Below are 15,811 nucleotides of genomic sequence, written 5' to 3' on the forward strand. Positions count from 1 at the left end.
GACCAAGCGATGAAAGCGGCAGAAGCGATCCGCCTGACGGAAAACGCAACGGCGGACGGCGTGCATGTGGGCCGTGTCTGGCGCGAGGGCGTTGGCCCTGCCATCGTGATGGTGCGCGGTGGCACGCTGTTCGACATCACCTCGCGCGACATCCCGACCATGCGGGACCTGTGCGAGGCGGCAAGCCCCGCCGCCACCGCGAAGGCTGCAACGGGCACGCCCGTGGGCGCGCTCAAGGACGTGCTGGCGGCGACCCTCTCGGGTGCGCCTGCGCCTGTCCGCCTGCTCGCTCCCATTGACCTTCAGGCCATCAAGGCCGCGGGCGTCACCTTCGCCACCTCCATGCTGGAGCGGGTGATCGAGGAAAAGGCCCGCGGCAACCCGGCGCTGGCAGACGGCATCCGCCGCGACATTTCCCGCCTCATCGGCGATGACCTGTCGAAGCTGGTGCCCGGCTCTCCCGAAGCCATGGCGCTCAAGAAGGCGCTGATCGAGAAAGGCGCCTGGTCGCAGTATCTGGAAGTGGGGATCGGGCCGGACGCCGAGATCTTCACCAAGTCGCAGGTGATGAGTGCGGTGGGCTTCGGCGCCGAGGTGGGCATCCATCCCATTTCGCAATGGAACAACCCCGAGCCCGAATGCGTGCTGGTGGTGAACAGCGCCGGCACGATCATCGGGGCAGCCCTCGGCAACGACGTGAACCTGCGCGACGTGGAAGGCCGCTCCGCCCTGCTCCTCGGCAAGGCCAAGGACAACAACGCCTCCTGCGCGCTCGGCCCCTTCATTCGCCTCTTTGACGAGAGCTATGGTCTTGCCGACGTGAACACGATGGATGTGTCGCTCGCCGTGGAAGGGCCGGACGGCTTCACCCTGACAGGCGGCAGCAACATGAGCCGCATCAGCCGCCCGCCACTCAAGCTGGTGGAAGGCGCCATCGGCCCACACCATCAGTATCCGGATGGCTTCGTTCTGTTCTGCGGCACGGTGTTTGCGCCCACCCAGGACCGCGACGCGCCGGGCTCGGGCTTCACCCACAAGCATGGTGACGTGGTAAGCGTCTCGAACCCGAAGCTGGGGGCGCTGATCAACACGGTGCGGTCCACTGACCAGTGCCCGCCGTGGCGCTTCGGCGTGTCACACCTGATGCGCAACCTCGCGGGGCGCGGGCTTCTCTGACTCAGGCGGGATCGACGCTCACAGCCTGAAGAACGGCGAGCTTCGAATTCATCTTGCGGATGCGGCGGGCCAGCAGGCGCATGATCAGCAGGCTGAAGTGCGGCACCTTGGCGAGCAGCACCATAAAGCGCTTCTCGTCCAGAGGTACGGCCTCCACATCGGTCTTGGCGACGATGTTGGCGCTGCGGGTCGAGTGTTCGAGCAGCGCCATTTCGCCGAAGATGCCGCCGTCGGAAATCTCTTCCACCGGGATGCCGTTGATGCGCACCTCCACGGTGCCCTTGCGGATCATGTACATCAGCGTGCCGTCGTCGCCTTCGCTGACGATGGTTTCGCCGGCCCGGATGAGGACGTCGGGAAAGTTCAGGTCCTTCAAGATGCGGAAGTCGATGGGACGTTCCTTGAGTGAATCAAGCATGGGTGCGCCTCGCTGCTGTTGCCCTTATCCCGGCAAGGTTGCAGCATAGCACTGAACGGCCCTTGAACGAGCCGTTCATCTTCGGTTGGGTAAACGCCGAGCCGGATCAGCCCTTTACGGCGCCCATGGTGAGGCCGCGCGAGAGATGATTCTGGATCGCGATGACCAGCGCCAGGATCGGGAAGAAGGCCATGAAGGCGACGAGCGCGATGGCATTGTAGATGATGCCGTCGGAGCCGCCCTTGAAGTTCCCGAGTGCGATCGACATCGTGTAGGCGTCCTTACGGCCGATGACGAGGGTGAGCAGATACTCGTTCATGGCGAAGACCGAGGCGATGACCGCCGCCGTGATGATGCCCGGAAGGCACATGGGGATGATGATCTCCCAGAGGATGCGCAGGTCGGAGGCGCCATCGGTGCGGGCCGCGTCCTCGATCTCGTGGGGAATGTCGATCATGTAGGAGCGGATGATCCACACCACGATCGAGAGGTTGATGGCGGCATAGACCATCATCAGCGCCCACACCGTATCGAGCATGCGGAACTGGGCGAAGAGCACATAGAGCGGGATGGCGACCACGACCGGGGCCATCATCTTCGTCGAGAGGATGTAGTTGCCGATGTCCTCGCGGCCCTTGTAGCGGTAGCGCGACAGCGAATAAGCGGCAGGCACGCCGAGCAGCAGGCAGATGAAGACGCTGCCCACCACCGAGGCGATGGAATTGAAGAAGTAGCGGCCCATTGGCCATTCATCCAGGATCTTGGCCCAGGTTTCGGTGGTGAAAGTGGGCCAGTAGATCGGATCGGGTGCAATGATCTCGACACGCGGGCGGAGCGCGATCGTGGCGAAGTACCAGATCGGCCAGATCGAGACGACGACCCAGGCGAGGAGAATGATGGTGCCGACGATGGAGCGCTTCGATTTCATGCTTCTGTTCCCGAGCGGAAGTAGCGGCGCACGAGGAGCTGTGCGGCAACGACGGTGAAGGCCAGCACGACGACGGAAATCGCCGAGGCATAGCCGAAGTTGGGGCCATCCCACGCCACGCGGTTGATGTAGTAGCCCAGCGTTTCGGTGGCGCCGCCGGGGGCGCCGTGGGTGATGAGCTGGATCGGCGTGAACATGTTGAGGATGTCGATGCCGCGCAGGATGAGCGCAATGGCGATGATCGGCCGCATCATGGGCAGCGTGATGTTGAAGAAGAGCTTGGTCCACGAGGCGCCGTCAAGACGGGCGGCCTCCTCCACTTCTTTGTCCTGGCCCTGAAGGCCGGCGACGAAGATGATGAAGAGGAAGGGTGTCCACTGCCACACGTCGGTCCAGATGACGACGAGGCGGGCAAGTGCGGGCGTGAACATCCAGTCCACGTTGAAGTCGATGAGGCCGATGCGCTTCATCAGGTCGCTGATGATGCGGCCGTCGTTGAACATCAGCTTCCAGATGAAGGTGACGGCGGACGGCATGAGCAGCATGGGCAGCAGGAAGATGATGCGCAGGCCCTTCACCCACGGGTCGCGGTAGACGAGTGCCGCAAGAACCATGGCGAGGACGAATTCGATGGCGAGCGTGATCGAGCCCAGGAAGAGCGTATTCCACAGAGCGTTCAGGAACTCTGTGTCGGAGAATATGTCGCGGTAGTTGGCGAAGCCGGCCCACTCCAGCTTGAACTTGCCCGAATAGAGCGAGCGGTACATGGCATAGACGCCGGGATAGAGCGTGATCAGCAGCAGATAGATCACCGCCGGCATCACCAGCAGATAGGGAAAGAGCTTCCGGGCCAGAGGGCTGCGGCGTCGCTTCATCGCGGTCGAGGGCAAGGTGGCTGTGGCGCTCATGTGCAGTCTGCCGTCTGGAGGAGATCGAGTGTGCCGCGAGAAATGGCGGCGGTGCAAGCGGAAGAAAAATGGCCGGGGTTTCCCCGGCCATCAGTTCAGGGAGGATCAGATGGGAGCCTTCTTGCCGGCGCCGAGGTTCAGGCCGGGAGCCATGGAGGCGTAGGACACGGGGTCCTTGCCTGCATAGAAGCCCGACTTGGTCATGATGTCCTTGACCTTGGCGGCAGCGTTGTCGAGAGCTTCCTTCGCGGTGATCTTGCCGACGATGCAGTCGTTGATCTGGAAGCCGATTTCCTGCTCCATGTCGAAGGCCGACGGGAGGCGCGGCGAGCACCAGGCGTAGTCGAGCGACTCGGCCCAGATCTTGGCCGGCTGCGAAACCTTGCGGAGGTTCTCGTTGTTGAGCACCGAGCGGTAGCCCGGGGCCACGCCGTTGGCGTTGGCTTCGTTCATGGCCATGATCGACGAGGTCGTCAGGAACGACAGCAGCAGGAAGGCTGCTTCCGGTTCCGGCGAGGTGGCGGCGACCGACGAGGTCGAACCGGCAATGTTCGGCGGGCAGTAGACGCCGCCGGCAACGCGCGGTTCATAGATCGTGAGAACGTCGTCACCCAGCTTCGACTGGTCGGGACGCGTGGCCTGCGTGCCCGAGTCCTGCCACGAGATGTTGCAGGCGATCTGGCCGCCGAGGAAGGCGCCACGGTTGGTCGGCCAGTCGGCAGCGGCAACGCCTTCGATGGCGCTCTTCGACAGGGCGAGAATGGTTTCCAGGCCCTTCATGCCGGCGTCGCCGTTGAAGATCGGTTCCCACTTGTCGTCGAACAGCATCATGCCGTGCTGGGCAGCAATGTGCTCCCACAGGTAGGTGGCCCAGAAGCCGCGGCCAGCCATCATGCCGATGCCGGCAACGCCCTTCTCGGCCTTGTTGAGTTCGGGCGCCAGACGCACCATTTCCTCGTAGGTCGGAATGGTGTTGATGGTGTCCGGATCCTTGCCGAGGACCTTCTTGAAGATCGACTTGCGGATGTGCACCTGCTGGATGTCGCAGTCGAAGGGAATGCCGTACATGCCCTGGTCGCCGAAGTTGGCGTAGTTCAGGCGGTAGGTGTCGTAGAAGTCGTCAAGCGGCAGCTTCCACTTGGCGGCGTAGTCGTCGAGCTTGGCCAGCAGGCCCTGCGCGGCGAAGTCGCCGAGCCAGGGAGAGAAGAACTGCATGCAGTCGAACGACGGGTTCCCGGACATGGCTTCCGAGACGATCTTGTTCTTCATGTCGCCATCAGGAATGGCGACGAGGTCGATGTTGATGCCCGAGAGGTCCTTGAAGGGCTGGGTGCCCTGCAGCGCCGATTCACGGTCGTCCGACGAGATGAGGAAGCGGACGGTCTTGCCGCCGTGTTCCTTGCGGATGGCTTCCCAGTCGGCGGTGCGGATCCAGTCCTTGTTGGGATCCCACATCAGTTCGTCGCCGTTCAGGCCGTACTGCTTCTGGTAATCCTTGTTCACGTAGTTGGCCACGTTGATCTTGGCCAGAACGTCTGCCGGATTTGCCATGTCGGCAAAGGCCCGGTTGACATTGAACAGGTTCACACCGCCCACGCTGAGCGCCGCACCTGTCGCCGCCGTGCTCTTCAGCACCGAGCGGCGGGTGACGAGACCCGACTTCTTTAACGTCATCACATTCCTCCGTTTGTGTGGCCTGTCTGATGGAAGCCCGGTGCTGCGGCAGGCCAGCCGCTGCGCAGGTTTTTCGGATCCGTAGTCCCGGTGCGGGAACGGCACGAAATCTTCGATGAAAAGCCGGAGAACGGAGCGAGGCACGCAGGCCGCCTGCGGTCACACACCGGTGCCGCGTCGAACCACACGCCAAATCTGGAGATACCTGTAGCAGGCATTCCGCTTGATCCTCCCGGAGAGCCCTTCGAGGGGCCTTAGTGTTCTCGTTCGAATTAGACTACTAAATGTATTTGCCCGATGCAAATGTTTCGTTTTGGTCTGGATAAGTCCCATACTTTCTTCGAAACAGGGCTGATATTGGGCCACTTTTCACCCGAATTCACCGAATTGCCAAGACGGATGCTCTCAATTCCGAAACAAATGTGCTATGGATGGACATAAGTATCCATGGCCCGGGGTGCCGGTTCTCGAACCGGTTCCCTCTCAGACGGGAGCGACGCGCGATGTTGGACAAGGCGAAGAACGGCTTTTCAGCGGCTCCCCTGCCGGAGCGCACGGCGGGCCGGGTGGCGCGGAACCGCATGCGGATTGCATGGATGTACTACGTCGAGGGCCTGACGCAAAATGAAATCGCCGACCGCCTCGGCATCGGCCGCGTCACCGTGGTGCGCAATATCAACGAGGCGCTGAAGCAGCGCGAGGTGAAGATCTGGATTACCGGCGGAGTGGCGGAATGCCTCGACCTCGAGGCCAGGCTGAAGCTGCGCTTCAATCTCGTGGACGCCGTGGTGGTGCCGGAGCCGGCGGAACCAGCGCACGTCAACAAGGCGATCGGTTTTGCCGCGGGCATGTATGTCACTGATCAGCTCACGGATGATTTCTGCCTCGGCGTGGGCTGGGGCGCCACTCTCTATGAATCTCTGCAGACGCTCTCGCCCAAGGAACTGAACAACGTCGAGGTGGTCTCGCTGCTGGGTGGCATCGTGCAGGCCCGCCGATTCAACCCCGCGGAATTCGCCTGGCAGTTCGCCAACACCGTGGGTGCGGATTGCTACCTCCTCACCGCGCCTGCGGTGGTCGACAGTGCCGACACGCGCCGCGCCCTCATTGAACGCTGCGGCCTCGACAGCGTGCTGAACCGTGTGGAGAAGATGCACATGGCGCTGATGAGCGTGGGCACCATGTCGGCCATGTCGACCTCCTTCCGCTTCGGCTTCTTCAGCGAGAGCGAACGCCAGTCGCTGATCGCCGCCAATGCGGTGGGAGATCTGCTCTACAATTTCTTCGATGCCAATGGCCGCATCGTCGATCACCCGATCAACGGGCGCGTCATGTCCACGCCCATCGAGCGCCTGCGCAAGGTGCCGCGCCGGGTGATGATCTCGGGCGGACTCGACAAGGTTCCCGCCCTGATTGCAGGGATGAAGCTTGCGGCCACCAACGTGCTCATCACCAACGAAGAAACGGCCAAGGCCCTGCTCTCCCACGCCTGAGATTTCCTCCAGCCGCCGCTTGAAACACCCTTGCACACCGCGGGCAAGTTGGTGATTGTGTTGTTGCGCCAAGAGACCCGGACGACCGGGCAATGGGCGGGGAGAAGCGCAAGAACGACAACCCAAGGGGTGCACACATGAAATCCGGAATGCTGGCCGCCGTCTGCGGCCTTGCCATCATGACCATGGCCGGCACGGCCCAGGCCGCGGGCCAACTCAACATCTACAACTGGGGTGACTACACCAGCCTCGACATGATCAAGAAGTTCGAGGAGAAGTACGACGTCAAGGTGACAATTACCGACTTCGACTCCAACGACACCGCGCTCGCCAAGGTGCGCGCCGGCGGACACGGCATGGATGTCGTAATCCCCTCCTCCAACTTCGTGCCGATCTGGATCAGCGAAGGGCTTCTGCTCGAGACCGAGCCCAACAAGATGGAGAACTTCAAGAACGTCGAAGCGAAGTGGCAGGACGTGCCCTATGATCCCGGCCGAAAGTACACCGTGCCGTGGCTGTGGGGCTCGACCGGCGTTGCCGCCAACACCAAGCTCTACAAGGGCGACGTGAACACTTCGGCCATCATCTTCGATCCGCCGCCCGAACTGCAGGGCAAGATCAACGTGGTGCCCGAGATGGGTGACGTGATGGCGCTGGCCATCATGTACCTGGGCGGCGAACCCTGCAGCGGCGACAAGGCCCTGCTCAAGAAAGTGCGCGACAAGTTGATCGAGGCCAAGACGCATTGGCTCTCCATGGACTACAGCTCGGTCGAAAAGCTCGCCAAGGGCGACTATTCCGCCAGCCTCGAATGGAACGGCGGCGTGTTCCGCGCCCGCCTGGAGAACCCGGACATCAAGTACGGTTATCCCAAAGAAGGCTTCGCCTTCTGGATGGACAACGTGGCGGTGCTGAAGGACGCGAAGAACGTGGAGAACGCCAAGCTCTTCCAGAACTTCATGATGACGCCGGAGGCCGCCGGGCTGAACTCAACCTTTGCGCGCTATGCCAACGCCATCTCCGGGTCCGAAGCCTACATGCCCGACGACATGAAGACGGCGACCGAGATCGTTATTCCGCCGGAGCTGGAGGCCAAGGGCAAGTTCATCGACGTCTGCCCTCCTGACGTCACCGAGTTCTACAATGCCATCTGGAAAGAGGTTCTGCGCTGAGCGCAGAGGTCCGTTGAAATCACTTGGGTAATGCAAGGCCGCCCGCTAAACACGGGCGGCTTTTTCAGTGCCGGATCAGGAATGTCGACTCACAACCTTTCAGCAGCCCGCTTTGCGGTTCTTTCCCTCTTCATTCTCCACGGCATTCTCTTCGGCACCTGGGCCACGCAGATTCCGATTGCCCAGGCGCGGCTGGACGTGAGCCTCTCGGTCTTCGGGCTCGCCCTTCTCTGCATCGCGGGCGGCGCCGTCATCGCCATGCCCATCGCCGGCGCGCTGGTCAATCTCTACGGCAGCGCCCGCGTGACCTGGATCTGCGGTGTGATGTTTGCGCTTTCGGTGGCTGGCCCGTCACTGGCCCCCGACCTGCCGCTCTTCATGGCGAGCGGCGCCATTCTCGGGGCCGCCATTGGTTCCATGGACGTGGCCATGAATGCCCATGGCCTGCTCGTTGAACGGCAGATGAAGAAGCCCGTCATGTCGGGCTTCCATGGCGGCTTCAGCGTGGGAGCCGCGGCGGGCACCATCGCGGGCGCCTGGCTGCTCGACATGGTGGGCGCGCACTGGCAGCTCCTCATCGCCAGCACCATTGCGCTTCTGGGCGTGGCCTATGCCGGGCTCAACCTGCTTCCCACGCATCTCGACCGCGGGCTTTCGGGCGAACATTTCGCCTGGCCCACGCGCACCACCATCGGCCTCGGCCTGCTCTGCTTCCTCGCCCTGATGATCGAGGGCTCGGTTGCAGACTGGGGCGCGCTGATGATGAAGGAACGCTTCGTGGTGGACGCCGCACTCGCCGCCACCGCCTTCGGCTTCTACCAGACCGGCATGGCGGTTGCCCGCTTCACCGGTGACTGGCTGCGCGCCCGCTTCGGCGCCGTGCGGCTGGTGGCGATCAGCGCCCTCCTCACCGCGGCGGGCACGGCGACCGCCCTTCTCGCCCCGCATGTCACATGGTCGCTCGCGGCCTTCGCGCTTGCAGGCTTAGGCCTCGGCAACATTGCGCCTGTCCTGTTCGCAGGCGGCGGACGGCTTGAACCTTCCGCACCGGGGCGCGGCATCGCCGCTGTCACCTCGCTCGGCTATTCCGGCTTCCTTGCCGGGCCGCCGCTTATCGGTGTAGTGGCCGACCTCACCACCCTGCAGATGGCGCTCTTCATCACCGTGGCCGCTGCCTTGATCATCGCCTTCTATTCGCGCATGGTGAAAGCGGCGGATACCTACTGACCCCGCCGGCAGGGGACACCGATGAACGACATCAAGGGAAAGCGCATCTTCATCACCGGTGCGGCCCGCGGATTGGGTGCGGCCTTCGCCGTTATCCTCGCCGATCTCGGCGCGAAGCTTTACCTCACGGCGCGCAACATCGAACCGCTCTCGGCGCTGGCGGAATCGATCCGGCTCCGCACCGGAACGGCCCCGGAATATCACGCCCTCGATCTGGCCGACCTCTCGCAGGTCACACTCTTCGCCAAGAAGTGGCGGGATGAAAAGCAGCCCCTCGACATTCTCATCAACAATGCCGCGACGTGGCTCTCGGGGCCGATGGAGTCCCACGACGCCTTCGCTATCCAGCAGACAATCACGGCAAACGTGACGGGCACGCTGCTTCTGACACGTGGCATGCTGCCCCTGCTCAAGGCCTCGCCCGCCGCCGACATTCTCAATATCGTCTCGATCAGCGGCATGGCCAACGTGCCATTGCAGGGCGCGTCGGTTGCCTATCTCGCCTCCAAACACGGCCAGGCGGGCCTCACCGATGGCCTCCGCCAGGAACTGCGCGGCACGGGCGTGCGGGTGACGGCGATCTACCCGCCCAACATCGAGGACCTTTCGCCCCTCCACCAGAAGGAGTGGGACGAAACGCGCGATCGGACAAGCTGGATTACCACCAAGGATGTGGTAGGAACCGCGCTTGGCGCCCTCTCCCGCGCCCGGCATGTGCATTTCATGTCGGTGCTCATGGAAACGGCGACCAGCAATTTCCACGGACACTAGGAGTAAGTCTTGAAGCTGAAGGATCGCGTCGCAATCGTCACAGGATTTGCGCGGGGCATCGGCCTCGCCATCGCCGAACGCTTCGTTGCGGAGGGCGCGCGCGTGGTGATGTGCGACGTGCTGGACGACGCCGGGCATAAAGAAGCGGCCCGGCTCGGCGCCAGCTACCGTCATTGCGACGTGTCGAAAGCCGCCGATGTGACCGCACTGGTGGCGGGCGTGGTGAAGGATATGGGCAGCGTCGACGTGCTGGTGAACAACGCCGGCATCACCGTGGCAAAGGATTTCTTCGACATCACCGAAGAGGATTACGACCGTGTGCTCGGCATCAACCTCAAGGGTTCCTTCCTGATGTTGCAGGCCTGCGCCCGCGAGATGGTGAAGCAGATCGCAGCGGGCCGGAAGCCCGGCGCGATCGTCAACATGTCGTCGGTCAACGACACGCTCGCCATTCCCCAGATTGCGCCCTACGTGATGTCGAAGGGCGGCGTGAAGCAGTTGACGGCGGTCTCTGCGATCGCGCTTGCCCATCACGGCATCCGCGTCAACGGCATCGGGCCGGGTTCAATCCGCACCGACATGCTGACGGGCACATTGCAGGACAAGGCGGCCCTCACACGCGCGCTCTCGCGCACGCCGCTCGGCCGCGTGGGCGAGCCGGCGGAAGTCGCCGCCGTCGCAACGTTCCTTGCCTCCGATGACTCGAGTTACGTGTCGGGCCAGATCATCTATGTCGACGGCGCCCGCATGCCGCTCAATTACACGGTGCCGGTGAAGGAGTGATCAGGGAGGCGCGAAAAAGCGACCTGCCAGAGATCACCCGCGTGCGGACATCTGTCCGGGAAAATCATATGACCGTGGACGCCATGGTTGCGCGCGGCATCACGCCGGAGAGCGTAGGGCGTGCCATGGATGATGGAACGCTCGGTGCGTGGGTGGCAGAGCATCAAGGTACGGTCGTTGCCTTTGCGATGGCCGAGAGCACCGAGGGCCGGCTCTTCGCGCTGTTCACGCATCCGTCGCATGCAGGGCAAGGTCACGGATCATCCCTTCTGAAGATTGCGGAGGATTTTCTCACGCAGCGTGGCCGGTCTGAGATCGTCCTTGATACGGGCGCTGGAACTACAGCTGAACAGTTCTATCTGCGGCGGGGTTACGAAGTGACATCCAGGAGAGATGGCGATGTTTTCATGAAGAAGACGCTTAGCCATTGTGTGCTTCTGACCAAAGACTGATGGCCCACATGCGTGGGCCATGACGGCTAAAAAGGTGGGATGAAGAAGCTGGGCCCCCGCCTCCGCGGGGGTGACGGTCAAAAAAACTCCTGGCCACTAACCAAAACCGTCATTCCGGACGCGCGTCACTCTTCCTTCTCCATGCCCGGCCTTGAGCCGGGCATCCATTTTCGATCCTGGAAAAAACTGGACGGCCGGGTCAAGCCCGGCCGTGGAGAACAGATCTATTGGCAGTGGAGATAAGAAGTCCGAAGCCTCAATCGACCTTGATCACCTGACCGGTGATGGCGCCTTCCACCGATTTCACGAAGGCGAGGCCGACGCGTTGAGACGACACCGGCGCATGGCCCGGAAAATAACCGTCGTAGGCCGCAACCGCTTCTTCCAGCAGGCCGGGGCTCACCGCATTGATGCGAAGGCCCCGCGGCATCTCGATCGCCGCACCGATCACGAAGGCATCGAGCGCGCCATCGGTGGCGGCGGCGTTGGCGCCCTGCCGCACCGGATCACGGGCGAGAATGCCGCTCGTGAGCGTGATCGAGCCGCCGTCAGTCACATGCACCATACCGATCAGGGCCAGATTGATCTGGCCCATGACCTTGTCCTTCATGCCGTCGAGGAATTGCTGCGGCGTCATGGTGCTGACCGGGCCGAAATAGGAATTGCCGGTGCAGGCGACGATGGCATCGACCTTGCCAAGCTTTTCAAACATGGCGCGGACGGAGGCTTCATCCGTCACATCCACATGAACATCGCCGGATTTGCGCCCGGCGATGACGAGATCGTGTTTGCCGAGCGCCCGGGCCGCAGCCCTGCCCACTGTTCCTGCACCGCCTGCGATGAGGACGCGCATGCTCAGGCGTTGTCGTCGGTCTTGACGCCCTTGAGCTTGGCGAAGACGGAATCGGCATCCGGCTCGGCCTCGCGGCGGTTTTCTTCCGCTTCCTGGGCCTCGCGCTCTTCCATGGCCATGCGGTGGGCGGTGGTGCCCTCCACTTCCGAGGCCGGAATGAGGGTGCGCGGTTCTTCCGCATCGCCCGTCATCTTCTTGTTGCGGTTGGCGGCCTTCTGAACGGCGAAGTCGAGATCGATCTGCGAGCACAGGCCGAGCGACACGGGATCAACCGGCTTGATCGAAGAGATGTTCCAGTGGCTGCGGTCGCGCACGGCGTTGATCGTGTGCTTGGTGGTGCCGACGAGCTTCATGATCGCGGCATCGGGCAGTTCCGGATGATAGCGCAAGAGCCAGGCGATGGCGTCCGGGCGGTCGCCACGGCGCGAGACGGGCGTGTAGCGCGGGCCGCTCGTCGACTTCTTCACCTGCACGTCGACCTTGGATTCGAGAATGGCGAGGGGATGCGACGGATCGGCCTCCGCCTTGGCAATTTCCTCGCGGGTGAGCTGGCCGCCGGTGATGGGATCGAGGCCCTTCACGCCGGTGGCAACATCGCCGTCCGCAATGCCTTTCACTTCCAGTTCGTGGAGATGACAGAAATCGGCGATCTGCTTGAAGCTTAGCGTCGTGTTCTCAACCAGCCAGACAGCGGTGGCCTTGGGCATCAGAGGTGGGCGTGACATAATATTTCGCTCCTTCGGGGCCGTTCCACGGGCTCCAATTGTTTGGACACAAATTGTCGGGGATGGCGCTCCTATAGGCGATAACGCCGCCCAAGGCAATCAACTCCTTGGGCTTCGTGCAAAGCCTTCACGAGAGCGTGGAAACGATTGTTTCCATTGGTATAAACAGTGTCCGCGATCCGCTCGAAAGTGGCCTGAAGCCGTGCCGGAGATAAAACGGCAGGACGGTTTCATCGAGGGCGTGGACGAGAAGCGCCCGCACCCCCACCTGGCGGGCAACAAGAACGGTCCGCCGCATCGCATCTGCCAGAAGATGCGAGCCGATGCCGCGGCCATGACATGCGAGATCGACCGCAAGCCGTCCCATGATCATCACCGGAACCGAGGTCGGCAGTCCGTGGCGGAACTTGCCTGGCACGGACTCGCGCATCACGCCGCCTGCCGCGAGACAATAATAGCCGACCACCCTGCGGCCTTCGCAGACAACATAGGTGCGCGCCGACTTGGCTTCGGAGGGCCCTGCCCTTGATTTCAGCCAGTCATCCAGTTCCGGCTTGCCGCAGGAAAAGCTGTCGATGAGATGATCCGGTTCGAGAGGTTCCGGCGCGGTGAGAATCGTCACAGCCGCATCAAGACGCCCATGGCGCTTTGCTCTTCAGCAGCGCCTTCAGTGCATCGTTTGCCTTGGTGGGGCGGTCCAGCGCCTTGAGGAAGGCCGTGAAGTCCCGGCCCGAAAGCTTGAAGATACGCTTGTCGAGCAGAACATCGAGGGCCTGCGCATGGGCGCTGTCGACCACGAACTGGGTACGCGTCTTGCCCAGGGCCTCGGCCGCCTCATCCAGCAGGTCGCGCATCTGCGCCGGCAGACGCAGATTGATCACCGTATCCTTGCGGGCCTTTGTGGCCTTGGGCTTCTTCGTCGAGACGCTCACGGGCTTAACTCCTGAAGCCCGTGTATAGACATTGTACATACACGATACAAGCTGCGCAAAACGGGGCTGTTTCAGCCCCCCAGATGCCCGAGCGTCAGCACGATCTTGCCCACGTGGCTCGAGCTTTCCATGAGGGCGTGGGCCTGGGCGGCCTTCTCCAGCGGAAACGTTGCGAAGATCTTGGGATGGCAGCGGCCTTCCGACAGGAGAGGCCACACCTTCTTTTGGAGTTCACGCGCAATCTCCGCTTTCTCGGCTACGGTGCGCGGGCGGAGTGTGGAGCCTGTATAGGTCAGTCTTTTCACCATGATGGGTGTGAGGTCGAGGGTCGGGCGCGAGCCGTTCTGGAAGGCGATCTGCACGATGCGGCCATGCAGGGCGGCGGCCTTGAAGTTGCGCTCGATGTAGTCGCCGCCCACCATGTCGAGGATGAGGTTGGCGGCAAGTCCCTTCTCCTTCATCACCGCAACAAAATCCTGCGTGCGATAGTTGATGGCGAGATCGGCACCGAAGGCGCGCGCTGCCGCGCACTTGTCGTCCGAGCCCGCCGTGGTGATGACGGTCGCACCAAATGCCTTGGCGAGCATGATCGCGGTGGAGCCGATGCCGCTTGTGCCACCATGAACCAGAAATGTTTCACCGGCCTTCAGGCCGCCGCGATCGAACACATTGGTCCACACGGTGAAGTAGGTTTCGGGAAGTGCAGCAGCTTCATTGAGCGACATGCCGCGCGGAATGGGCAGGCAGTTCTCCGCTGCCGCCACACAGTATTCCGCGTAGCCGCCACCGGGCACGAGCGCGCAGACGGGATCGCTGATTTTCCAGGCGCCGGTATTGCGGCCAAGCTCGACAATATAACCGGAGACCTCGAGGCCCGGCGTGGCGGGCGCTCCGGGCGGCGGCGGATAGGCGCCGCGCCGCTGCATCACGTCGGGGCGGTTCACGCCTGCCGCCGCGACACGGATCAGCACCTGCCCCTCGCCCGGCGTGGGCCGCGCCAGATTGACCGGCACCAGCACATTGGGACCGCCCGGTTCGCGAATGGCAATCGCCCGCATCATGTTCATCTCTGCAACTCCTTGAACGTGCTGGCCCATCGTGCGTCAGAACGGCGGTGCCACGCAAACTTTCCTGACGGATTTGATCGTCCGCGGCGCTTACGGTTAATGTCGGTTCCAGCATTCGTACACCGACCGGAGGATGAAATGGACCTCGACGATTTACCAAAGCCGGCCCCCAAGCTCACAGTCGGCGAACCTCTCGACACGATCTCCGTTGCCGAACTTGAGCAACGAATACTTGCATTTGAGGGAGAAATTGCCCGGCTCAAAGCGGAAATTGCAAAGAAGAAAGCATCGAAGGCAGCTGCTGATGCATTCTTCAAAAGCTAACAGGCAGGGTGAAGAAAACGAAAAACCTCACCGTAAAATTTGTCTGTATTAACCATTCGTCAAGTTTTGTCGTTTACCTTCACAATCATTCGGAGCGATCCGGATTCTCTGAGTGGTTTTGTCCACTCTGTTTGACGCCTCCCTGTTAGAACTCAAGCCGCGGTTTCCGCGGCTTTTTTTTGTTTCGCGCCTGCGCGGGCGCGTGGCCCCTCTCTTGCTCCTTACAAACGCGTAACCGGTATTTGCTCCAGAATGGTCCACCAACGCCCGGTGGACAACGAACGGCCAAATGCTAAAAGTAGTGACGAGTGAGTAAGAGGTTGTTCACCATGGGGAATGCGGCGGGTACGGGAACAGGCCGGCAAACGGTCGATTTCCTTTCGAAATTCACGGCTTCCGAGCAGTTTGACCGGGTCTTCAAGGAAGGCATGGGTCTGGTCGAGGAGACGGCCAACTATCTTGATGGCCCCGGCCGCGCCGACAGCAAGGCGCTCGACCGTTCCGGCGCCATCGCCTACGCCACCGAAAGCATGCGACTCACCACGCGCCTGATGCAGCTCGCCTCCTGGCTGCTCCTGCAGCGCGCCATCGCCTCGGGCGAACTCGGCAGCGAGGAAGCCCGCAAGGAAAAGAACCGCATCAGCCTCAGCGACATCGGCCGCGGCAACAACATTCCGGGCGCCGACCAGTTGCCCGAGGGCCTGAACGAACTTGTTGAGCGGTCGCTCCGCCTGCTCGAGCGCATCAAGACCCTTGATCTCATGATCCAGCGCCAGCAGCAGCAGGCGCCCGTGACGGCGGACAACCCCGTTGCCTCGCAGCTCGATCAGCTGGCCCGCGCCTTCGGCACACGCTAAGGCCTCACAGCCATTCCAAATGAAAAAACCCGGCTGAAACAGCCGGGTTTT

The 15,811-nt window shown here is 62.3% G+C and carries 18 protein-coding genes; 9 read left to right on the top strand and 9 right to left on the bottom strand.

Annotated elements, in window-relative coordinates:
* The first annotated feature begins 9 nt into the window (after window positions 1-9).
* Complete coding sequence (locus tag QM801_RS11730; protein WP_415019392.1) at window positions 10-1,176, top strand: fumarylacetoacetate hydrolase family protein; 1,167 nt, start codon at window positions 10-12, stop codon at window positions 1,174-1,176.
* A gap of 1 nt (window position 1,177) precedes the next feature.
* On the opposite strand, the gene QM801_RS11735 is transcribed toward QM801_RS11730, so the two are convergent.
* The 4 genes from QM801_RS11735 to QM801_RS11750 form a co-directional block, all read right to left on the bottom strand.
* Window positions 1,178-1,594, bottom strand: a complete 417-nt coding sequence (locus QM801_RS11735) for a cyclic nucleotide-binding domain-containing protein (RefSeq protein WP_415019393.1) — start codon at window positions 1,592-1,594, stop codon at window positions 1,178-1,180.
* Window positions 1,595-1,700: 106 nt separating this feature from the next.
* Window positions 1,701-2,522: a carbohydrate ABC transporter permease gene (locus QM801_RS11740; protein ID WP_415019394.1), complete on the bottom strand. Its 822-nt coding sequence runs from the start codon at window positions 2,520-2,522 to the stop codon at window positions 1,701-1,703.
* Entirely contained in the window at window positions 2,519-3,430 is a 912-nt protein-coding gene (locus tag QM801_RS11745; RefSeq protein WP_415019395.1) for a carbohydrate ABC transporter permease, read from the bottom strand. The genes QM801_RS11740 and QM801_RS11745 overlap by 4 nt, the downstream gene beginning before the upstream one ends.
* A gap of 105 nt (window positions 3,431-3,535) precedes the next feature.
* Window positions 3,536-5,104 (bottom strand): extracellular solute-binding protein, encoded by a 1,569-nt coding sequence (locus QM801_RS11750; protein ID WP_415019396.1) that lies wholly within the window; start codon window positions 5,102-5,104, stop codon window positions 3,536-3,538.
* A 503-nt stretch (window positions 5,105-5,607) separates the two neighbouring features.
* On the opposite strand from QM801_RS11750, the gene QM801_RS11755 reads away from it, so the two are divergent.
* The 6 genes from QM801_RS11755 (at window position 5,608) to QM801_RS11780 (ending at window position 11,002) form a co-directional block, all read left to right on the top strand.
* Window positions 5,608-6,597, top strand: a complete 990-nt coding sequence (locus tag QM801_RS11755) for a sugar-binding transcriptional regulator (RefSeq protein ID WP_415019397.1) — start codon at window positions 5,608-5,610, stop codon at window positions 6,595-6,597.
* Between the two features lie 137 nt (window positions 6,598-6,734).
* The gene (locus QM801_RS11760) at window positions 6,735-7,769 is read left to right on the top strand and encodes an extracellular solute-binding protein (protein WP_415019398.1); all 1,035 of its coding nucleotides are present in this window, start codon (window positions 6,735-6,737) and stop codon (window positions 7,767-7,769) included.
* Between the two features lie 81 nt (window positions 7,770-7,850).
* Window positions 7,851-8,996, top strand: a complete 1,146-nt coding sequence (locus tag QM801_RS11765) for an MFS transporter (RefSeq protein ID WP_415019399.1) — start codon at window positions 7,851-7,853, stop codon at window positions 8,994-8,996.
* A gap of 21 nt (window positions 8,997-9,017) precedes the next feature.
* The gene (locus QM801_RS11770; RefSeq protein ID WP_415019400.1) at window positions 9,018-9,767 is read left to right on the top strand and encodes an SDR family NAD(P)-dependent oxidoreductase; all 750 of its coding nucleotides are present in this window, start codon (window positions 9,018-9,020) and stop codon (window positions 9,765-9,767) included.
* A 9-nt stretch (window positions 9,768-9,776) separates the two neighbouring features.
* Window positions 9,777-10,550, top strand: coding sequence for an SDR family NAD(P)-dependent oxidoreductase (locus QM801_RS11775; protein ID WP_415019401.1), 774 nt, complete (start codon window positions 9,777-9,779; stop codon window positions 10,548-10,550).
* A gap of 68 nt (window positions 10,551-10,618) precedes the next feature.
* Window positions 10,619-11,002: a GNAT family N-acetyltransferase gene (locus QM801_RS11780; RefSeq protein WP_415019402.1), complete on the top strand. Its 384-nt coding sequence runs from the start codon at window positions 10,619-10,621 to the stop codon at window positions 11,000-11,002.
* A gap of 256 nt (window positions 11,003-11,258) precedes the next feature.
* On the opposite strand, the gene QM801_RS11785 is transcribed toward QM801_RS11780, so the two are convergent.
* The 5 genes from QM801_RS11785 to QM801_RS11805 all read right to left on the bottom strand — a co-directional run bounded on the left by QM801_RS11785 (window position 11,259) and on the right by QM801_RS11805 (window position 14,570).
* Window positions 11,259-11,855 (bottom strand): short chain dehydrogenase, encoded by a 597-nt coding sequence (locus QM801_RS11785; RefSeq protein ID WP_415019403.1) that lies wholly within the window; start codon window positions 11,853-11,855, stop codon window positions 11,259-11,261.
* A gap of 2 nt (window positions 11,856-11,857) precedes the next feature.
* On the bottom strand, window positions 11,858-12,580 hold the full coding sequence (locus QM801_RS11790; RefSeq protein ID WP_415019404.1) for a DUF1013 domain-containing protein: 723 nt from the start codon (window positions 12,578-12,580) through the stop codon (window positions 11,858-11,860).
* A 127-nt stretch (window positions 12,581-12,707) separates the two neighbouring features.
* Window positions 12,708-13,202, bottom strand: a complete 495-nt coding sequence (locus QM801_RS11795) for a GNAT family N-acetyltransferase (protein ID WP_415019405.1) — start codon at window positions 13,200-13,202, stop codon at window positions 12,708-12,710.
* 7 nt (window positions 13,203-13,209) lie between these two features.
* Window positions 13,210-13,512 (bottom strand): DUF1778 domain-containing protein, encoded by a 303-nt coding sequence (locus tag QM801_RS11800; RefSeq protein WP_415019406.1) that lies wholly within the window; start codon window positions 13,510-13,512, stop codon window positions 13,210-13,212.
* A 71-nt stretch (window positions 13,513-13,583) separates the two neighbouring features.
* The gene (locus tag QM801_RS11805) at window positions 13,584-14,570 is read right to left on the bottom strand and encodes an NAD(P)H-quinone oxidoreductase (RefSeq protein WP_415020919.1); all 987 of its coding nucleotides are present in this window, start codon (window positions 14,568-14,570) and stop codon (window positions 13,584-13,586) included.
* Between the two features lie 147 nt (window positions 14,571-14,717).
* On the opposite strand from QM801_RS11805, the gene QM801_RS11810 reads away from it, so the two are divergent.
* Together QM801_RS11810 and QM801_RS11815 are read left to right on the top strand one after the other, a co-directional pair.
* Window positions 14,718-14,903, top strand: a complete 186-nt coding sequence (locus tag QM801_RS11810) for a DUF1192 domain-containing protein (RefSeq protein WP_415019407.1) — start codon at window positions 14,718-14,720, stop codon at window positions 14,901-14,903.
* Window positions 14,904-15,211: 308 nt separating this feature from the next.
* Entirely contained in the window at window positions 15,212-15,760 is a 549-nt protein-coding gene (locus QM801_RS11815) for a DUF1465 family protein (protein ID WP_415019408.1), read from the top strand.
* Window positions 15,761-15,811: the final 51 nt, after the last annotated feature.

Source organism: Aestuariivirga sp. (assembly GCF_047600585.1).
In the GTDB taxonomy this organism is placed as follows: domain Bacteria; phylum Pseudomonadota; class Alphaproteobacteria; order Rhizobiales; family Aestuariivirgaceae; genus Aestuariivirga.

Coding starts and splice junctions, on each gene's coding strand:
- QM801_RS11785 (WP_415019403.1), bottom strand. CDS start 11,855: ATGCGCGTCCTCATCGCAGGCGGTGCAGGAACAGTGGGCAGGGCTGCG.
- QM801_RS11730 (WP_415019392.1), top strand. CDS start 10: ATGAAAGCGGCAGAAGCGATCCGCCTGACGGAAAACGCAACGGCGGAC.
- QM801_RS11755 (WP_415019397.1), top strand. CDS start 5,608: ATGTTGGACAAGGCGAAGAACGGCTTTTCAGCGGCTCCCCTGCCGGAG.
- QM801_RS11765 (WP_415019399.1), top strand. CDS start 7,851: ATGTCGACTCACAACCTTTCAGCAGCCCGCTTTGCGGTTCTTTCCCTC.
- QM801_RS11740 (WP_415019394.1), bottom strand. CDS start 2,522: ATGAAATCGAAGCGCTCCATCGTCGGCACCATCATTCTCCTCGCCTGG.
- QM801_RS11760 (WP_415019398.1), top strand. CDS start 6,735: ATGAAATCCGGAATGCTGGCCGCCGTCTGCGGCCTTGCCATCATGACC.
- QM801_RS11735 (WP_415019393.1), bottom strand. CDS start 1,594: ATGCTTGATTCACTCAAGGAACGTCCCATCGACTTCCGCATCTTGAAG.
- QM801_RS11805 (WP_415020919.1), bottom strand. CDS start 14,570: ATGCGGGCGATTGCCATTCGCGAACCGGGCGGTCCCAATGTGCTGGTG.
- QM801_RS11810 (WP_415019407.1), top strand. CDS start 14,718: ATGGACCTCGACGATTTACCAAAGCCGGCCCCCAAGCTCACAGTCGGC.
- QM801_RS11770 (WP_415019400.1), top strand. CDS start 9,018: ATGAACGACATCAAGGGAAAGCGCATCTTCATCACCGGTGCGGCCCGC.
- QM801_RS11780 (WP_415019402.1), top strand. CDS start 10,619: ATGACCGTGGACGCCATGGTTGCGCGCGGCATCACGCCGGAGAGCGTA.
- QM801_RS11790 (WP_415019404.1), bottom strand. CDS start 12,580: ATGTCACGCCCACCTCTGATGCCCAAGGCCACCGCTGTCTGGCTGGTT.
- QM801_RS11750 (WP_415019396.1), bottom strand. CDS start 5,104: ATGACGTTAAAGAAGTCGGGTCTCGTCACCCGCCGCTCGGTGCTGAAG.
- QM801_RS11745 (WP_415019395.1), bottom strand. CDS start 3,430: ATGAGCGCCACAGCCACCTTGCCCTCGACCGCGATGAAGCGACGCCGC.